This is a genomic window from Ferruginibacter lapsinanis (assembly GCF_020783315.1).
GTDB lineage: Bacteria > Bacteroidota > Bacteroidia > Chitinophagales > Chitinophagaceae > Ferruginibacter > Ferruginibacter lapsinanis.
In genome coordinates this window covers 2,846,522-2,865,590 of the sequence record NZ_CP086063.1, presented here as the reverse complement: position 1 = coordinate 2,865,590, position 19,069 = coordinate 2,846,522, and the positions used below count along the sequence as shown (strand labels likewise).

Annotated in this window: 7 protein-coding genes; 4 read left to right on the top strand and 3 right to left on the bottom strand. The window is 38.5% G+C overall.

All coding sequences use genetic code 11. The features are described 5' to 3' along the window. Positions 1 to 160: 160 nt before the first annotated feature. Together LK994_RS12090 and LK994_RS12085 are read right to left on the bottom strand one after the other, a co-directional pair. Complete coding sequence (locus LK994_RS12090) at positions 161 to 8,635, bottom strand: T9SS type A sorting domain-containing protein (RefSeq protein ID WP_229760343.1); 8,475 nt, start codon at positions 8,633 to 8,635, stop codon at positions 161 to 163. A gap of 396 nt (positions 8,636 to 9,031) precedes the next feature. Then, positions 9,032 to 14,071 carry a beta strand repeat-containing protein gene (locus LK994_RS12085; protein WP_229760342.1) on the bottom strand — a complete coding sequence of 1,680 codons (5,040 nt, stop codon included), beginning with the start codon at positions 14,069 to 14,071 and terminating at the stop codon, positions 9,032 to 9,034. A 678-nt stretch (positions 14,072 to 14,749) separates the two neighbouring features. Here LK994_RS12085 and LK994_RS12080 point away from each other — a divergent pair. The 4 genes from LK994_RS12080 to LK994_RS12065 all read left to right on the top strand — a co-directional run bounded on the left by LK994_RS12080 (position 14,750) and on the right by LK994_RS12065 (position 17,776). Continuing rightward, positions 14,750 to 15,130, top strand: coding sequence for a hypothetical protein (locus tag LK994_RS12080; protein WP_229760341.1), 381 nt, complete (start codon positions 14,750 to 14,752; stop codon positions 15,128 to 15,130). Between the two features lie 386 nt (positions 15,131 to 15,516). After that, a complete protein-coding gene (locus LK994_RS12075) occupies positions 15,517 to 16,479 on the top strand; it encodes a S1 family peptidase (RefSeq protein WP_229760340.1) in 963 nt (320 codons plus the stop codon). 22 nt (positions 16,480 to 16,501) lie between these two features. Further along, the gene (locus LK994_RS12070) at positions 16,502 to 16,714 is read left to right on the top strand and encodes a hypothetical protein (protein WP_229760339.1); all 213 of its coding nucleotides are present in this window, start codon (positions 16,502 to 16,504) and stop codon (positions 16,712 to 16,714) included. A gap of 33 nt (positions 16,715 to 16,747) precedes the next feature. Continuing rightward, positions 16,748 to 17,776 carry an HNH endonuclease gene (locus LK994_RS12065; RefSeq protein WP_229760338.1) on the top strand — a complete coding sequence of 343 codons (1,029 nt, stop codon included), beginning with the start codon at positions 16,748 to 16,750 and terminating at the stop codon, positions 17,774 to 17,776. 486 nt (positions 17,777 to 18,262) lie between these two features. Here LK994_RS12065 and LK994_RS12060 read toward each other — a convergent pair whose 3' ends face one another. Next, positions 18,263 to 19,063: a hypothetical protein gene (locus LK994_RS12060; protein WP_229760337.1), complete on the bottom strand. Its 801-nt coding sequence runs from the start codon at positions 19,061 to 19,063 to the stop codon at positions 18,263 to 18,265. Positions 19,064 to 19,069: the final 6 nt, after the last annotated feature.

Below are 19,069 nucleotides of genomic sequence, written 5' to 3'. Positions count from 1 at the left end.
GAAAAAAACACTTAAAAGGTTCGGTCAATTTAAAAAAAATATGAAATATGATATGAAAAATACAATGCGGTCAAAATATATACACATAAATGCTGAATGAGTATCTGTATTTTTACTGACGCTTGCCTGCTTTAATCCATACTTTTTATTCGTATATATATTAATAAATCACTTTGATCGTTTGTTTTGAAAGATCAGGGCTTGTTATTTCAACATGGTAAATACCTTTTGCCGTAAGTGGTTGAAGTGAGATCAAGCTGTTTCCTCCGGCATGTTCGATATTTTTTGATTGCAATAACTGACCGGCATTATTATAAAGCCTGATCGCATATTGCCCCTTATCTGCATTATTCAGGTTCACTCCTATTTTGCCATCTTTTGTTGGATTTGGATAGATAGCAAAATTTGCAACGGCTTCACCATAATTTATTTTTACGATCCTGCTGTACAACAGACTACCATCTTTACCAATACTTTTTATTCTGTAAAAATTATCTCCAGGATTTGCATCAGCGTCAATCCAGCTATAGTTATTGCTTGTATTTCCTGTAGCAGCGGTCGTGTTCATTGTAGTGAAATTAATTCCATCTGCTGATCTCTCTACTTCATATTTAACAATATTGATCTCATTTTCTACTTTCCAATCTACTATGATCTTATCTGCATTTTTGATGGCATTGATCAATGTAAATGTTACCGGAACAGGAAGAGGCCCACTTTCAGGTTCTCTGAAAACAACCTTAAATCTATTCACATCTGTACTGGCAGTATTTGAATTGGTTTCAAAGTTATGTTTGGTATTTCCTTGCGTAGGAATAACATAATACTTATTCAGATATTTATCAATTAAGAATGCAGTCAGATCAGGAGCAAAATTTTTGCCATCAAATTGCAACTGATATTTGTAGTTACTGTTCAACTTGATCATTTGCAGATAGATCGTGTCATTGATCGTAATTGTTTTCCTTCTTTCAATTGCCAGCAAACTATCATCTCTGAATAAAGCGATCTTTTCTTTAGTGCTAAATGTTTGTACTTTCGGCGCATCCTCGTCAGTAACTTTATTATCAAAATTATCCCAATAAGTAGTTGCCACACCATCAGCTAATATTTCATCACCGGCACCGTTGATATAAAACAGGTTTGTATACAACGCAGCATAAGCAGCATTTGGAGTAGATACTACCGGTCTGCTGGCAATGCCGGTGGTAGTATTACCTGAAATGCTGGCAATTTTATCTGTTTCATTAAATACAAAGTTTGCAGAAGGAATCGCTCCGGATTTATTAACCATAAAAGCCATACCCGATTCGAGCGTACCTGTTGTTGCAGTGAAATTGCTCATTCCGGTGCTGCCATAGGGGTAACTGGTATAAGGAACATAATCAAATTTGTTGGTACCGCTGTTCCAGTTGAATGTGGCCCAACCTCCTACGTTGTTACTGCCTAATAGTTTAGGATCCCATAAATAATAAGTAGTGATAGGAGTACTCACAACACCACCACTGCCATATCCCACATTTACCATATTAATTGCAGACGGATAAGGGTTGCTGAGGAAATTATTTCCTGTACTCACCGGCACGTTTACAGCACCAATATTTATTCTTCCTTTAATACGGGTATTTGCTCCGCCGGAAGTAGTTTGGTATTGATTGGTTACCGGTACACTTCTATCTCCTCTTACAAAGAGCATATAAGCATTAGCGTTAGTAATGGTGTTTGTGGTAGCTGTCGGAACTGTCCATTTGGTTCCATCCCAATAATAAATAGAAGGATTATTGGTAGTACCTGCATCAAATCCGTTTGCGGCAGTTGTGCCGTTGGTGATACGTGTGCCATACCCCGGATTAGGATCGTATGCATCAGGACCTATTGTGTAGGCGCCTGTGCCTGATAATGCTAAGCCACCTTCCTGCCAGGCCGATTGAATGGTTGGGGCACTGGTGGTTGATATCGGAACTCCCATTAAGCGCCATCTGCGGCTTACAGAACTTCCGGTTATATCCATTGGTAAATAACGTTCGATCTTAAAATTACCAGTACCATAGGTAACATTGGCAGAGGCGGCTACTTGTGCAACTCTTGCAGTTTTTGTACTGCTCGATTTTAATGTTAATTCATTGTTGCCGATAGCCAATGTTGTGCTTGTGCCACCTAAGGTCAATGAGTCTACAAGACTGGCATCTCCTACCAATGTTTTTGTACTGCTACTTGTATTGGTAAGTGTCAGACTGTTGTAAGGCAAACCTGCAAAGTTTTGATTTGAACCATTCAGTAATACTAAACCATCATTGTGGGCAAATGTGCTTGTTCCAGATTTAACCAGGTCACCTTTTACCGTTAATGTGCCTGATGGCGCAGTTTTTATGCCATCTCCGCTAAGGGTCAGGTTTTGATAAGCAAGCGTATTGGTTATTGGCTGATTACCACTTACTGCAGTAAGTGTAGATCTGTAATAATCAACTGTACTTCCTGAAGCAAGCGTTATATTACTTGTTGAGATATTTGAATGTATAGAAGAATTGTCTGTAGCAATTGTGCCTCCAAATCCGGCACTATTACCTGTTTTAAAAGTTGAACCGGTTTCTACAACTACCGTAGATGAATTAGAACCTGCTGCACTTTTTATTGAATGATCATTCATATAAAAAATTCCGCCTGTCTTTAACGTGAAGTTTCCTGCGGTACTGTTAAGCACAATATCGTTGGAGCCATTGGCTACACTGGTGCCGGTAACTTCAATGTTTTTGTAAACGATATCTGCCGAAGCTGCATTCTTTGCTTTAATGGTCTCATTAGTTGCCAATGTATTATAGAACTCAATAACACCGCCTGTTAACGTGTAGGTTCCATCAATATCAGGCTTAGGACCGGTTCCTCTCATTCTAAAACGTCCGCCATCCATGATCAGATTAGTGGTAGAATTTCCAAATGAAACATTAATTGCATCTACAATTGCTGATCCGGTAATGTATGCGTTGCCGTTAGGATTGAATCCGCTGCTTAATAATTTTGTTCCGCTGCCTGAAAAAGTAATATTACTATAATCAGTTCGGGTGGTAACAGCCTGGTCTCCATACAATCCATATTCAATGGTACTGCCTGTATTTATTGTAGGAGTAATTCCCGGGATAGCTGTATTGGTTCCTGTAAATCCTTGTACATCTTGTGTAATGAACTTACCATTGATCGTTATAGAGCCTCCTGAATTTGTTATCTGACTTTCTCCACCGTTGTTATAGGTAGCACCAGATGCAATGGTCATTGCTCCATATAGATTGATATCATTTTTAGGAGTAGTAGCCATTGCCACTTTACGGGTATCTTCAATACTAACGTTTCTTAATAATATATTGGTGGTGGCAGGTAGCGGAATAACTACTGTATCTGGATGAGCTCCTTTTACAGTTAAGTCAGATGTTGAACTTCCTTCCAGGTATCCTCCCGATGCAGATAGTGTAGCATTGTTAAGATTTAACAAGCTGCTACCAATTTTTAAAGTACCGGAAGTGAGTGTCAGGCTGCTGGTCAATTCCATTCCCTGTGTGTTCAATTGAACAGAATTAGTTCTGTTCAATGTTAATGAAGCAATCACCGGACCAGAAGTAAATGTTCCCGAAGGGAAAATAACATTAGATCCTCCGAGATTTCCGGTGGTTCCAAAAACTAAATTACTTGTATTGCTAACAGTTAGTGTTCCGTTAGTTCTTACAAAAGGGAAATTACCATTGATAAATGTGAGTGTTTGTCCTGATGCATCTACCACACCTTCTGTCAATACGAGTCTTCCTGCATTTGCCGGATCATTCACTCCATCGATGGTGAGTGCAGAGCCAAGTGTCAGTGTCTTACCTGTTCTGTTCATCGTTAGCATGGCAATCACCTGGTAGCCCGATTTAAAACGTAAGGTTCCCGGTGTAGCTCCAACCGATCCTGCTACAGTTATAAAAGCAACATTATCACCTAATACAGAGCCACTGCCTGTCATAGTAGAGAATGACAGATCGCTGCCATTCAAAGTAAGCTCATTTGCACCCAACGCTACTGTACCGGAGGCCAGTGCAGATCTGTTGAGCGTTACATTGGCATTAAGTGTGATATCTCCGGGAGCCCCATAAGTGCCTACAACAGTACCGGAGAAAGGTGTAGTGGTAGCAGCATTAAATGTATAATTAACCCCGATCGCAAATTGTGCCCTGCCAGCAAGCGCACTTGCTCCCACACTTCCAAAACTTTGCACACTTCCGGATGCAGTTGTTCCCCCAAAACCATTGGTATTAGAAGTAATTAAATTTGTTCCGGAGGCTGTAATAAATTGCGGATTTGTTGTTCCTGCTGCTATGATGCTCTTCGTTTTAAAATCCAATGTACCATATACACTAAAAGTACTTGATGGGCCACTTGAAGAACTTAACGTAAGGTCTGTAAGCATTTCTACAACTGCGCCGGTAGCGATCTCATATTGTACATAGCTGGAGTTTGTATTACTGTAAGAAAATGTTGCTGGTGTTCCGGTAGTACCACCGGTCATTACAAAACCTCTGGCAGCTGAGGTAGAAGTTGTGCCGAAAGTACCTGTGCCGTCTTTTTTAAAATTTCTGCCAATGTATATCACATTTGATGTAACTGTACCTGTACCAAAGTCAACCATAGCACTACCCGAAGAAAACAATGATGTACCGGAAGCTGTAAAATCTCTTCCCACATTAATGGTTGCTACACCACCCGTACTTGAAATGACTTCCATATTTATTTTTCCGGCATTGGTAATTGTAAGGTCCCTGGTAACGGTAACGCTTGTACTAGGAGTTGTACTGCTTCCTTCTAAAATATTTAATGTTCCCCCCGATATCAGCAGGTCATTTCCTACAGAGAAAACTCCAACGCCTGCACTGGTACCATAGCTCATTTTTAAATAACCTCCGGATAAAGTAGCATCATTACCAACTGTAAGGGTTCCAGTTCCCGAAGATTTATTTAGAAATACATAACCTAAAGATTGGGTATAGTTATTTGTTACAGTAAGTGTAATACCTGTACCTAAAACGAAGTCATCATCCCCGCTGAATTTTAAATTATAATAGGTAAACGAAACCATATTGTATGAATTCAATCCACCTGTGTTGGATGAATAATTTACCGTACTGGTAGATGGGTTATATGTTCCTGATCCTAAAGAAAAAGTATAATTGATATTAATTTCTGCATTGGTTCCTAAAATACGATTTCCGTTGCCGCTATTGGTTATCTGGTAATAGTAAAAACCAGGTATGGTTTGAGAACCCGTGCCGGCAAAATTGAAGATATTGGTACTAACCGTTACTGTAAAACTGCTTAAAGTACTAACGTCAAATACATTGTACACATTGATAGTACCGGCAGGCAAAGTGATAGCAGCGCCGGACCTGCTATTACTCAATGTAAGGTTATAGTAATCACCGTCTGCAATTGATTGAGCAGCTGTGCCGATATAATTCACTGTGCTGGTACTGATGGTGTAGGTTCCTGTACCACGGGTAAAGCTATTACAAATGCCTACTGTTCCTCCTGTAGGTAATACCCTGTTGCCTCCTGTGGCATTCAGATTTCCGTAATTCAATGGAGGGATCGGTTGAGATAAATTGCTGGTGATATTCACTGTACTTCCACAACTTATGGTTGCAGTAGCAGTGCCACCGTAAGTAACGGTACCTGTGATAGTAAGTGTTCCGGTAGAAGCCATATTGAAATTACCTGTACCGTTCAATGTAAAATTCTTTACAGTACGTGAGTCTGTAATATTCAATAAATAAGTTGGAGCTGTGTTGATGATCACATTATCTGACGAAGTTGGAAAACCCGTATTAGGACTCCAGTTAGCTGTGTTTGTCCACAAGGTATTATTACCCGATCCAGTCCACGTATAATCTGTAGCTGCAGATGGAACACATACCAAGTCTTCCCAGCTTGTTGCTACACGTATACCATCCAGGTATCCTTCAGTTCTACTGGTAGGAGAATTCCCCTGTCTCAACCCAAAGTATTTCAGATCGGTGGCATCGGTTGTAGCTGTGTTTGCAGTAATCGTAGCTGAACCTGCAGCAGCTTCAGTAGCCGGAACCGAACCAGAAATAACCCACAGTGAAAATGGATCATTCGTTCCACCGGCAACAAATGTATATTTTAGGATCACTAGATAAGTAGTGCCAAAATTAAGGTCGGCTGTTTGGTTATCTGAACCGGTTTTGCCTATACCTAATTTAAAAGTAGTACTGCTTGTATTTTGTGCGAAGATACGGGTGGCATAAGTTGGACTTGGGCTTGAGGCCATCAATGAAGCAAAGTAATCATTTGTAGTACTTGTTCCATTGGTTAAATTTATCAGGAAAGATGCATATACCGATCCGGAAGTAATTGCTGTTCCGGTAAATGAACGATACAGATCTTCTGTATTACTTGTATTAAAAGCTGCTGATCCTCCAACACCTGAACTTCCATATCCTGAATAGGTTAAACTGGTAGTGGCATAATTGAAATTGGTTCCCGTATTGGTTACCCAGTTACCGGATGTCAATGATTTAAGGTCAGTACTTGTAGAGCCTCCATATTCAAAATTTTCTTCCAATAATGGGGTGTTACAGGTTACGACTGGTGTTACAGAACCACTAACAGTAACGATGGTAGTAGAACTTACGCCACCTCCAGCAACTGTGATCAGTTCTGAATTATATGAATTTACACCCAACCCTGCTTTCAATCTTACCCAAACAGTATTACTGGCCAAACTGCCTGTACCCGTGTACGTTAGTGTAGCTGTATTGCCAAAACCTGTTGTAGAACTGGTGGTAGAAACATCATAGTTGGTAGAGCCTGTAAATGTGATGGTACCTCCGCCGGCAGTTAAATTAGTGGCTGTTACTGTAAAGCTGCTGCTGGCAGATGGACCGCTTCCAACAACATAAGTAAGTCCGGTAAGTGTGGATGTACTAGGTGTAATTGTTGGAGACGTTGATCCTGGTACTACTTCTCCGCTGATAATTGTTGCTGCACCGGCATAACCATTAAAAGTTATTTGTGCCAATTGTCCGCTGGTGAGTCCACCAGATCCTACCACTATCTTTCCTGCAGTGCCGCTTGCTCCTGCTGTTCCTGTCCAGCCATAAATGGTCAAGGTAGTGCTACCTGTCCAGCTGGCACCGCTACTGTTAGCAAAAGTGAGTGTATGACTACCCGTACCTAAATGTATTGTTGAGGTAGCCGAGAGCGTTAGTACTCCCATCGTTTCATTAAATCCGGCAGAAGCACCCGAACTCAGGTCGCCACCGGCTAAATTGATGGTACCTGCATCTGCCAATACACCTGCTGCACCCAATTGAAGGGTACCCGAAGTAATGGTAGTACCTCCGCTATATGTATTTGCCGCACTTAAAATTCCTGTGCCGGCTCCGTTTTGATTGATCGCTCCTGAACCACTTACTATTCCCGAGAGTGTAACCGAGCCACCTGAACCGGCGGCCAGCGTTAATGTATTACTACTTAAAGAAACAGGCCCCGGCAGTGTAGCCGCAGCACTTGCCGCAGTTACAAACGAATAGCCGGATGTGCCAATATTTGTACTGTTTGGTGCATACGCCAATGTACCCGCTGGTAATGTAACAGCTTTTACTCCTGCCTGTGTGTTATTAAAATAAGCATCATACGTTCCACTTGCAGATGGCCAGATAGAACCTGCTCCGGAAGCAAATACTGCACTGGTTGGTGTACTCCAGTTCTTATCTGTTGTATTCCAGGTAAAAGAACCTATATCAGTAGAGTTTGTGTTGGCTCCATTCCAGTAATAGCTTGTTGCCCCTGTTGCTACCGTTACTTTGTAATTATCAAAATCAGAACTCAAATTGGCTCCGGTATTGTGAGACCATAAAAAGCCAAATGTACTCAATGCAGATCCGGTGTATGTACTGTTTGCAGTAGTACTACCCTTTTGTGTGGTAACGCCGCTGGATGGATCGGCCCAGGCACTGGCACCATCATCTCTGACATATAATGACCAGTTGTTGGTAGAGGGATCGTAGGTTACCCGTACACTGGCATAATTATTAGTTGCAGAAATATCACTTGCACCCGAAGTGCAGATATTAGTAAGTGTACCTGTAACACCTGTTGTATACGCAACTAACCGGATAGGATCCGGAGTGCTGGCATTTCCGTAGATAATGGCATATCCATTTCCTGCAGTGGAAATGGTGGCACTTGATCCTGCCAATACAATTGCAGTTCCGTAAGCTCCACTTGCAGGAGCTGCCGGATTATTTGATGAGGCTCTGTTCCACCTGAAATTAAATGTCCAGGTTACCAGACCGGTATTGCTGCTGAGTGTGGTAGAAAAAGGAGAAGAAAATGTGGAGTTGCTGCCCGTTACGTAAGAGATACCACTTGTGGGGGCTGTAGCTCCAGATCCAATACTTAAGTAAGTAGAAGAGGCTGTAGTAGCAGAGATATTACTGGCAAGCGTAGACGTGTAGGTCATACTTGGAGTACCTCCGGGGCTAAGCGTAGCCCTGTTAAAATCATCCGTAAAGACAGTAGTTTGCGCTACAATTTTTCCGGATAACAAAAAACAAACTCCTAACAACAATAAGTAAAATCTCCTCATAAAATATTTTTATTCATTCGTGTCTTTTTCACACTATGAAAAGTAATCGTTAAAACACTGATACGTAAAGTAGGTAAACAGTTGCCTGTTTAAATTGTTTTCGATACTGGTAATGGAATATTTGCTGGAAGAGGATTTTACTTAATGCAATTTACGAAATAAAAGCAAAAATAGTACCACTAATGAATTATGAAATCATTAAGAAAGTTGTGTTATTCTGCAATAATTTTTTAGTACAAAGGCATCATAACTGCAATTTATGTAAAAAAGCAATACGATTTATGTAATTATTTCCACATTGGTTGAAAAAGTCTTGAGCAATTCAAAACTTAAAATCTTGTGCATAAGTTTAGCCCGATGCGGTTAGAAAAGCAGCTATAAATGGGTGAAATGGAACTATTTACGCAATATTACGGTGTAAACGCTTTGTGTATTGTCGGGGTGTATCAGGGTCGCCTGGTATTTTCCGGCAGGAAGTGTGTTGTTTACCGGGATAGATTCTATGGCATCTCCCCCATTGTATCCGATGTTTTTTTGCAGTAATATTCTGCCAACCATATCAGAAAGTTGAATGAGGTATTTTCCTTTTGGTAAATTATTGATGGCAATGTGTATTTGCCCATCAGTGATCACTGTTGGATAAATATTTACAGCTGTTATTTGTTCACTGTTACTCACTTTTGCGATCGCACTGTAATAATATTGCCCGGTGTTGCTGATACTTTTAATCCTGTAGTACACAAATGGTGTTGTCATTTCATTTACATCAATAAATGTATAGCTGTTGGTGCCGTTGCTGTTAGCGGCAGTTTCATTTAATACACTAAAATGTATACCGTCTGTAGATCTTTCAATTGCATACTGATTGATATTGATCTCGTTCTCTACTTTCCATGTAATGAAATTAGTGCTACCCGATTTTCCTGCTTTAATGCTGCTGAAAATAACTGGTAATGGTGCTGATTCCGCCGAAGGTCTTAATAGCAATTTAAAACGGGCAGTATTGGCAGAGCCCGGTATATCACTGCTTACAATAAAATCAAAATGACCGGTACCCGAAGTCACTCCCAACGCTATAGGAATGGTGCTGGCTGTAGCTGCATCTTCCAGGTATAGATCATATTTTGTTTTGAAATTCTCAGCGGTAAATTCCAGTCTGTAATTCTTGCTATCCAGGTTACGTATTTCAAAATATGTAGTGTCGGAAAGTGTTGTCAATGTTTTTCTTGTTTCGATAGAAAGCAATTTTCCGTCTCTCAAAATGCTGATACTTTCTTTACTGTTGAACGAGATCAATTTAGGTACATCAGCAAAATCAACTTCATTGTTATAAGTTGGATAATAGGTGTTGGCCACACCATCGGCAATCATTTTAGTGCCATCACTGCTAATGTAATACAGATTGGTGTACACTTTAGAAAGATCGGCTGCTCCTGCAGTAGCAATAGGTCTGCTGGCAATACCAACAGTGCTGCTGGTGGTTATTTTATCTGTTTCATGAAAAGTAATGGTGTTAGGTGCGCCGGCAGAATTAATAACAATGGCAGCCCCCGATTCTATCTTACCATCAGTGATACCACTCGAGTTGGTATTTGGTGTAACAGTATAATGAGATGGCTCACCTATGCCGTCATTTTTTACAGTGATGAATTTTCCTACATTATGTGATCCATCTGTTTTAGGATCCCAATAATAAAAGTAATACCCGGCATCGTTAGGAGTAGCTCCGTTCAGTAATACCTTATCAAAACTAATGGCAGAGGCGTAAGGATTTCCGATCACCTGCTTTCCGGTAACAAGCGTTTTTGTTACATTCCCAATTTGTACATTTCCTTTTGGAGCCAGTGTTGTTGGTGCGGCAGAAACAAATTGGTTATTGATGATAACGCTTCTATCTCCTCTTGCGAAGATCATAAATCCTTCTTTACTCGCTATCAAAGTAGACAAGGTGCTGGTAGGCGCTGTCCATGTAGGCGCCAATCCCGGATTCATATAAAAGATAGAAGGGTTTGCTGTTGAGCCAATATCAAAACCGTTGGCTACAGCGGCGGCGGTATTACCATTGGTTATTTGAGTGCCATAGCCAGGTCTTGGATTGATAGGAGAACTCAAACTGCTGTTAGCTACTCCTTCCTGCCATGCCTGGCTGATAGAAGGAGATCCTGTTAACAACAAAGGAGTGGTCAATAATCTCCATCTACGGGATACAGAAGAGTTTTGCATCGGAAGATATCTTTCAACGATCATTTTACCAACGATCGTATCTCCACTATTAACTCCACCGTTAGTAACATCCGCTATTCTTGCAGTTGCGTTTGCGGTTGACCGTAAGGTGATATTATCTCCTGTATTTAAAGTGGTATTATTGACATTACCAAAGCTGATACTGCCTGTTATATTCAATGTGTCGCCGGCAGTAGATGAAACAGTTACGCCTGCGGTATTTGATATCTTAAGGCCGTCAATGGTCTTATTGGTGAATACCGTTCCGCTGATGGCCTGGGCCGTCGTGCCATTCAATTCGATCGTTCCGCTTTCTGCATTGAAGGTACCAGAATTTCTTATTATACCTGCGATTGACAAGGATGAAGTCACTGTTAAGGAGGAGCCTAAACCAATGATCACATTTTTTGTACTGCCTGATGCTGATATTGCCGGAGCATAAAGAGTACCAGCAGGTATCACAGCATTTCTGGTTGAATTAGGTACACCGATACTCCAGTTGGTGGCATTTGTCCAAACACTGGAAGTGGTGCCGAGCCATATATTATCTCCGCCATAAACAAGATCTACTTCATCGGCACCGATATCAGGAGCGGATGAACTGCTAAGGATAGAGCCTGTCGGGCCCGGGCGGGAATCATTATCCAGATCGACTGTTGTGCTTAGGGTTGCTCCCCTGCTTTCTATATTGCTTACATATGCTGCTGCTGCCAACGTAACATCGGCCGTATTGATATGTAAATTTCCGGTAGTTACATCGGTGAATGGGATATACTCGTTACTAAAACTGTTATTATCTCCGCCTGTAGAAGATTTCCATGAAGTAAAATCTTTGTCATTTGTTACGAGGGTTGTACCCCATAAACCAATTGAAGACGAGGATGACGAATTGAGGATGTTATTGTCAGAAGTGAAGTTTGCTGTGTTGGATGTTTTATTAGCGATCGCATAAAAACTTGCAGAACCGGCACCTTTAGATCTGGCCATTGCAAGAATATTATTTTTGATCACGGCCGTACCGCTTCCGCAATTATATAATAATGCCGCCCCATAACTATCTGCCGGTCCACTACCGCCTACATACACACTATTATAGTAGTAATTTCTTGTTCCTGTTGTTCCTGTTTTATCATATATACCTGCCACTAAAGCCGCCGTTGTATAAGATCCATTGGTCAGGCTGATCATATTGTTGGCAACTGTCCAGCTACCGCTTGCTATCTGGCAACCGGCTACAAGACTACCGGTATTATTGCTGATATTGGTAATGTCATAGATCTTGTTTTTACGCAAATTACCACCTCCTGCCGAAGATAAAATGCTGATGCCACTTGCTCCTACTGCTAAAGATGTGGAGTTGTAGGTAGCACGAATACCTGAAACAATATTACTGTCAATCACATTTGCTGTGCCTGTAGAGTAAACAATTATTCCGGCAGCAATAGGGTCTGTAGTATAGGTAGAACTGGATGATATATTGCTTATGGTATTTTTTTGGATGGTCATACTCAGATTGGATCCAAAGTAGGTGGTAATGCCATACGCTGCACCTGCAGCACTGGTAGAAGTTTGTGATATATTATTGATCGTATTACTTTGGATAGTGCATGTTCCAAACCTGGCATCAGCAAAGATTCCCATGATACTGATATTGGCACTTGAAGAAAAATTACTGATTTGATTATTGTTAACAGTATATCCGATGCTTGGAGAACCCTGAAAACTGATAGCTCTTAATGCCGGCGAAACAGTTGAGATCAGAGAAACGTCTTTAATGACATTATTAGAAATATCAATCGTTGTGTATGATAAAGCTCCGGTTCCGCATTGAATCATGGAAGCAAAAGCATTAGATGAATATAGTGCCAATTGAATATTACTGATCGTATCGTATGTGCAATTCATCGCACCAGCAAAAATACCAATTGGTCTGAAATTAGCGGTAGCTCCATCTGATGTAAAATTGATGTTCATTACCTTATTCCCGCTAATGGTTGAAGTAGCGCCTGCAACAGAAGTAGCGATACCAAGAAATTGCCCTGATCCTGTAAAAGTGAGTGCCCCTCCAGTAGCTTTTGATGCAGTTCCTCCCAGATAGTTATTATTGATTTGAAAACTATTGGTGCAGGAGCTGGTAACATTGATACCATTAAATTGAATACTATTGGTGGTCAAATTCCTGGTAGCAGATTGGTACAAACTGTTCCCGGTGATCGTCCAATCGCTGGAATTCCGAAGCAGTACACCACTTGGAGAAGCTATGCCGTTATAAAAATCATGAATATCATTGTTGGAAATAATATTACCACTATTATACGTTGCTGAAGAAGTTGTAGATCCATCTGAATAGATTGCATTGAGTGGTGTATTGGTGGCATCTCCGCCAATATCACAATTGTCTACTGTATTATTGTCATTGCCGGTTGTTCCAGTAGTATTTGAAAAAAATACTGTGGAGGAAGTAGCGCTTTTATTCCTGCTTTTTATATAACAATATTTGATCGTGTTGTTGGATGCATCATTAATGAATTTAATGGCAGCATTATTGTATCCGGCAGTGATAACGGTAGTAGCACTCAACGCACTTGTAGGCGCAGCTGTTACAACAAAATGTGTTGCATCTGTAACAGAACTTACTTTTGTACCGGCAGCAAATAACCCGCTACCAGGCGATACACCCACAAACATTCCGGCTACAAGGCCTGTTGTAGAAGCGCCAGATCCTGTAAGCGTAATAGTTGTTCCCGAGGAACTGGCTCCTGCAACGTTAAGAACATATAAAGAGGTACTTGTATTTTCTATCGTAAGATTTTTTGTTGTACCGGTGCCTCCTGCCCTTCCATCGAAATAAATATATTTTGCTCCGTTCAGATTTATAGTGCAACTATCATTGCTGCTTACAATGGAGAGATTGGTTGCTCCGGCTGCCGGTCTGAATGTTACGGTATTGGTTGCTGTAGTACCAAGATTGGGAATGGTTATCGGGAATGTTTCAACTGTAGATACATAAGTACTTTGTAATTCGAAAATATATGCACCGGATAAAGAACCACAAGAACTGATATCTGTTAACGCAGCTGTGATGGACGCATAATTTCCTGTAGGACCAATAGTATATGTACCGGGAGAAGGACATGCAAGTGGCTTGGCCATTACAAGATCACTTGAAAATAGCAGGGAAACGACAAATAACAAAATGTAAAATTTCCTCACTTAATTAATTTTAATACAAATAATGGTTCGCTAACACTTCAACAACAACTAAATCATCAATTGGTTTGATTAAGGGGAGTAAGTAACTTTTGCCAGTCTTGTAGATATCCTACTACACATATGCAAGTTACTTTTTTTTGATAAAACGTTGCATCCGAACCAAAGAAATTTGACCTGTTTTCAAAGATTGAGTACTTGAACTCGGAAAACTCGAAAATATACGGATTGCATTTGCGGATTTTACCAAACTATGCCCTTTTTTTAGTACTTGAAAATATCTTGTCTGGTTTTTGCAGGGTAGGTTTTTATCTTTAAAAAAGCATGTATCAGAAATTTTAAAAGCAAAAAAGCCTGTAAGTAGTATGACTCACAGGCTTTTAAATCGATTAAATTTATGAGGCGGAGAGAGAGGGATTTGAAGATTTTAAGGATATAGTGAATTGGTAAGGGTTTTAGGGATAAGGGGGTAAAATGGACAATGATTAGGACATTTTCACGGGAATTGGGGAAATATTGAACAAATTGGATATTTTATATAGAATTATGCAAATATCGTTGGTGTAACTGCCTGTTTTATTGCTTCCAATTAAACTTTCATATATATTTGAGTTAGTGTCCCCCTTTTCAATGTTTTATTACAAAAAATGTAAATAGTGTTTTCACGAAACCAAGTTTAAAATGGACTGGACGAAATTAACAGAGCAAGTAAATAAAATCAAAGTAAAGAATGTGGTTGACATGCCATTATTCTATGGACTTTGGGTGCTTGTACTTGCGGTAATTTCTGCTATTTTTTGCAAGTTAGTTTGGGTTACATTACTACTTTTTTGTTTTGCTGCACTCCTATTTTTAATTGCAGGTTTTGGATACTTCTATTTTACCTTCACTAATCCGGATTATTTACGTTCTGAACAATATCATTTAAGAAAACAATCTTTAGAAATACTTGGAGACAAAGACAATCTATTACCGGTTGACGCACGAAATATTGTTGACATAACAAATCCTTATCAATTACAAATTGATGAAGGTAATAATGAAGGAGAATCAGATGAGTAGAACTGCTTACATACTAACTTTTGACAGAGACGATAATCTTGATTATAAGTCATTCCATGAGTTGCTTATTAATTGCCCAAGTGTAATTAATTGGTGGCACTATATTAAATCATGCTATATACTTATAGCCGACACAAAAAATGCGACAGTTTTGCAACAAGAGATTAAAGAGATAATTCCAAATAAAAGATTTCTATTAGTTGAAGTCAATTTGAAAAATAGAAATGGCTGGCTACCATTAGAAGGTTGGGATTGGATTAAAAGACAAACATCAAGGATTTACTAGCAGAAATTTAAGAAATTTTGCACTAGGTTATGCTGCTAACATTGGATTTGCCAAAATGAGTGGCGGATGGAAGCAGTGCTTCAACTATAATGAACAAATTATGACATACGAAAAAGCAGTAGAAATTCAATTAGAAATTTGCGATAGATTTTTCTTTAATAGAAAAAATCGAGAGGTTTTTGCTGGAGATTTCGAAGATGAACCTGAACCTTCAGATTTGGTTTATGATATATTTGGTGAAGTTTTCGCAGTAAATGTTATTAACTCATTAGAAGGAGCCTATGTTATTGAGTTAATGAGTCAGAATGACGATTTATATATTACGCCCATAATCGAATTTTTCGGTCTTAATAAAACCGATATTGTAAGTACAAAATCCGAAAAATTCGAATTACAAGTAAGAAAAAGACCTCTTGAAATTGGTTGCTCAATTGGTCCCCTTGTCGAAAATTGGGGAGGAACATTGGGATGCTTCGTGAAAGACATCGACGATGGGAACAACTATATCTTAAGCAATCATCACGTCTTATTTAGTGATGCTGGCAATAAAGATAATTTTATTGTACAGCCTTCAACTTCTAATGGTGGGAAAAAAGAAGATGCAATTGGTTTATTTGTTCGCTCTATTAGACCTGATCCAAGTGGGGTAAATAATTTTGATGCGGCATTAGCTGGCCCCATTTCCATTGAAATGCAAAAAAATATTCCTAGCGTCGGTAGCCCTATTATGGGAGTCAAATCGCCAACCATCGGAATGAAAGTTTATAAAGTTGGCATTAAAACTGGCAAGACATTTGGTGTTATTAGAAGTATCAACTCAGGTTTAAAGGTAGAGGATGATAATGGAGTTATTTTAGATTATCAAGATCAAATTGTAATTTCAGGTACGAAAGAGGATTTTTCAACTCCAGACTTCTTTTCACAAGCCGGAGACTCTGGCTCAGTAGTACTTGAATATGGAACTAATATGTTAGTGGGGTTACACTTTTGTGGGAATGGGACACTATATAGTTGTTCCAATAAAATTGATCCTCTTTTCAGTAAGTTAAGAGTTTCATTATAAACTATGTGATAGAATATAAGATATGAAAGCTGCAGATGCATCAAAAAAATTATATCAAAGACTTCGTATCTATGACGATGTTGTAGGGATTGGTGTTTGTTCAGCAAATGACGGTCAATGTATTGTTGTATATTTAGCAAAAAGATCTAAGGAAATTTTAAAAAAAATACCAGATATTTATTTTGGTAATTGCGTAAAAACTGAAGTTACAGGTAACTTTTACTTCCAGCAATGACTTGCAAAACCTCGAAACAATATTTTACCATTAATGACAGACGGGAGTACTAATATTAAACCAGAGGTTATAAAATCTCATTTATTAACCTATTTCAAATCCTTAAAAAATTATCCTGATAAATATTTGCATCGCTTCTTTGTCGACACAGCAAATCCACCTGAACATTTTGCATACCTCTGTCCACTTTGCTTAATGAATGGTATTATTGTCGAGCAAACAATTGGATTAGGAATGCATGCAGACTTTTCACTTGACCACTACCCTCCTGAAAGCATAGGAGGATTTCAAAAAATTCTTGTTTGTAAAAAATGTAATAATGACGCTGGTACTTTTTATGATTTCTCATTAAAAGAAAAAATACAACAATTGGCTTTTAATAATAGTACTCCAGAAGCATCTCTCAATTCTAAATTTATTGCCACTAATCTAACGGGTAGGTATCCAAGTAAGCTTACAATTGACAAGGATGGTAAAATTGAGATTAGTTTAAAGCCAAACCCAGATATTCATGCTCCGTTTTTGGATAAGTTTATTGAATATTCAAAAGACAATCACGATTATAAAATCGAACTGACTCAAAAAAATCCTGATGAAAAAAAGGTTTCAAAGGCGTTAGTTAAAACAGCATACCTGACCTGCTTTGATATGTGGGGCTATGAATTTGTTTTTTCAAATACAGGTGAAATGGTAAGGAAGTTTCTTAATGATGAATGTGAATATCCTGTTCTTAACCCGTCTTTTTGGTTAGGCAGTATTGCAAAAACAGAAGGAATACGTTTGCCTTTAGGTCTTTGTTATCTTAAAGAGCCTGCAGAATGGCGTTCTTTCATAATAAACATTTGCCTTCAAGACAAAGAGACTGGCTTTTCAGAAGTTGCCTCGGTTTTAGTTCCTGGACCATCGAAAGAAGATTGGGAGAATCTATCAAACATTCAAACCTTGCTGAATGAAATGCCGATTACAAGTATGTCAATCGCACATGTGACAGAAAATTTAATTACTGACAACATTTTTGACGGCTATACCAAAGATTGGAAACTTCTTACAGACAATAATTAAACATGAACTAATTTCAAATCCAAGTTTCAGTTGGTCGGATGAACAGCTCCTGCAGTTTTTGATATTTTTTTACTCTTTAAACGCATCCTACCTATATAAGAGAACTTGTAGTAATCTCTTTATCTAAATGTTTATCATAAAAGGATAAAGGTATTGTTACATGTTTAGCTTGTGTTTTATGGCGCTTTAATTTTCTCCCATATTAAAATGTTTTCTACACTGACTTACAAAAGCTTGTTTTGAGCAATAATCCTCACTTGTACTAATGACAAGTAATAATAACTACCTTGATAATCAATAAAATTACATTAAGTAAGTTTTAGAAAAAATAACATGCAAAAAAATAGAAAAAGTACTTGTACCAATGTTGTGCACCTAGAATCTTCAAATTTGATTTTTTATACCTGTAGAGTAACCCCATTCATAAAATTATAAATTTACATTTAATGGAGGGGGTCAGCTCAAAGGTTTATACAAATGAGATCATTAAAAAGTTTCTTCGCTGTCACGATCTTTGATAACTATATAAGATAATTGCCGTTGGAATCTTTCTTCATTAATCGCCTTATTCCAAAAACGAACAAAAACAAACGGCAAAGAGTCTTTAAAAAATTTAGGCTTGTTGCTTAATAATGCATTCAAAATCTTTAATAATTGTTCCATTTGTTTTTTCTCGCCAAAAGATTTTAAATCCTCAATAAATGTGTAATATAGTTTCGTACATAATTTTATTAAATCGGCAACAGTTTTTTCATCCCATAAAATAGAACAAATACTTTTATATGTTTTTTTACAACTCTCATAAAACTTCCATTTATTTAGAAAAGGGATATCTAATAATTTTTCGACTAATTCCCATTCTTTTTTATCATTAAATTTTGTTTCTTCAATTACTTCTTTTTTATCTTCATATATATCCTTACGTTTTTCGTATGACCCTTCTATTTTTTTAGATAGTTTACTATGCTCAGATAGTCGTAATGCCTTATCCATTTTTAAGTCATCTCTTACCCTTCTTACATATATGCCATCTTCATTTTTTTTATTGTATTTAATATAGCCTTTGGGGATAAGAATTCTATTAATTGACCGACTAACAGTACCCTTTTTACAATGTGCAATTCTTGATAAATAATAATTATTAGCCGTACACCCTTTTTCATCCTTGTCTAATTGAATTATCGCACCCAAAATCATTACATCATTAGCTGACAGGTCTTCGTCATTCATAATTTCGGCTGGTAAAAACAAGAACCACTTTCCTAGTGGTATTTTTTTCTTCTTCATTTTGTT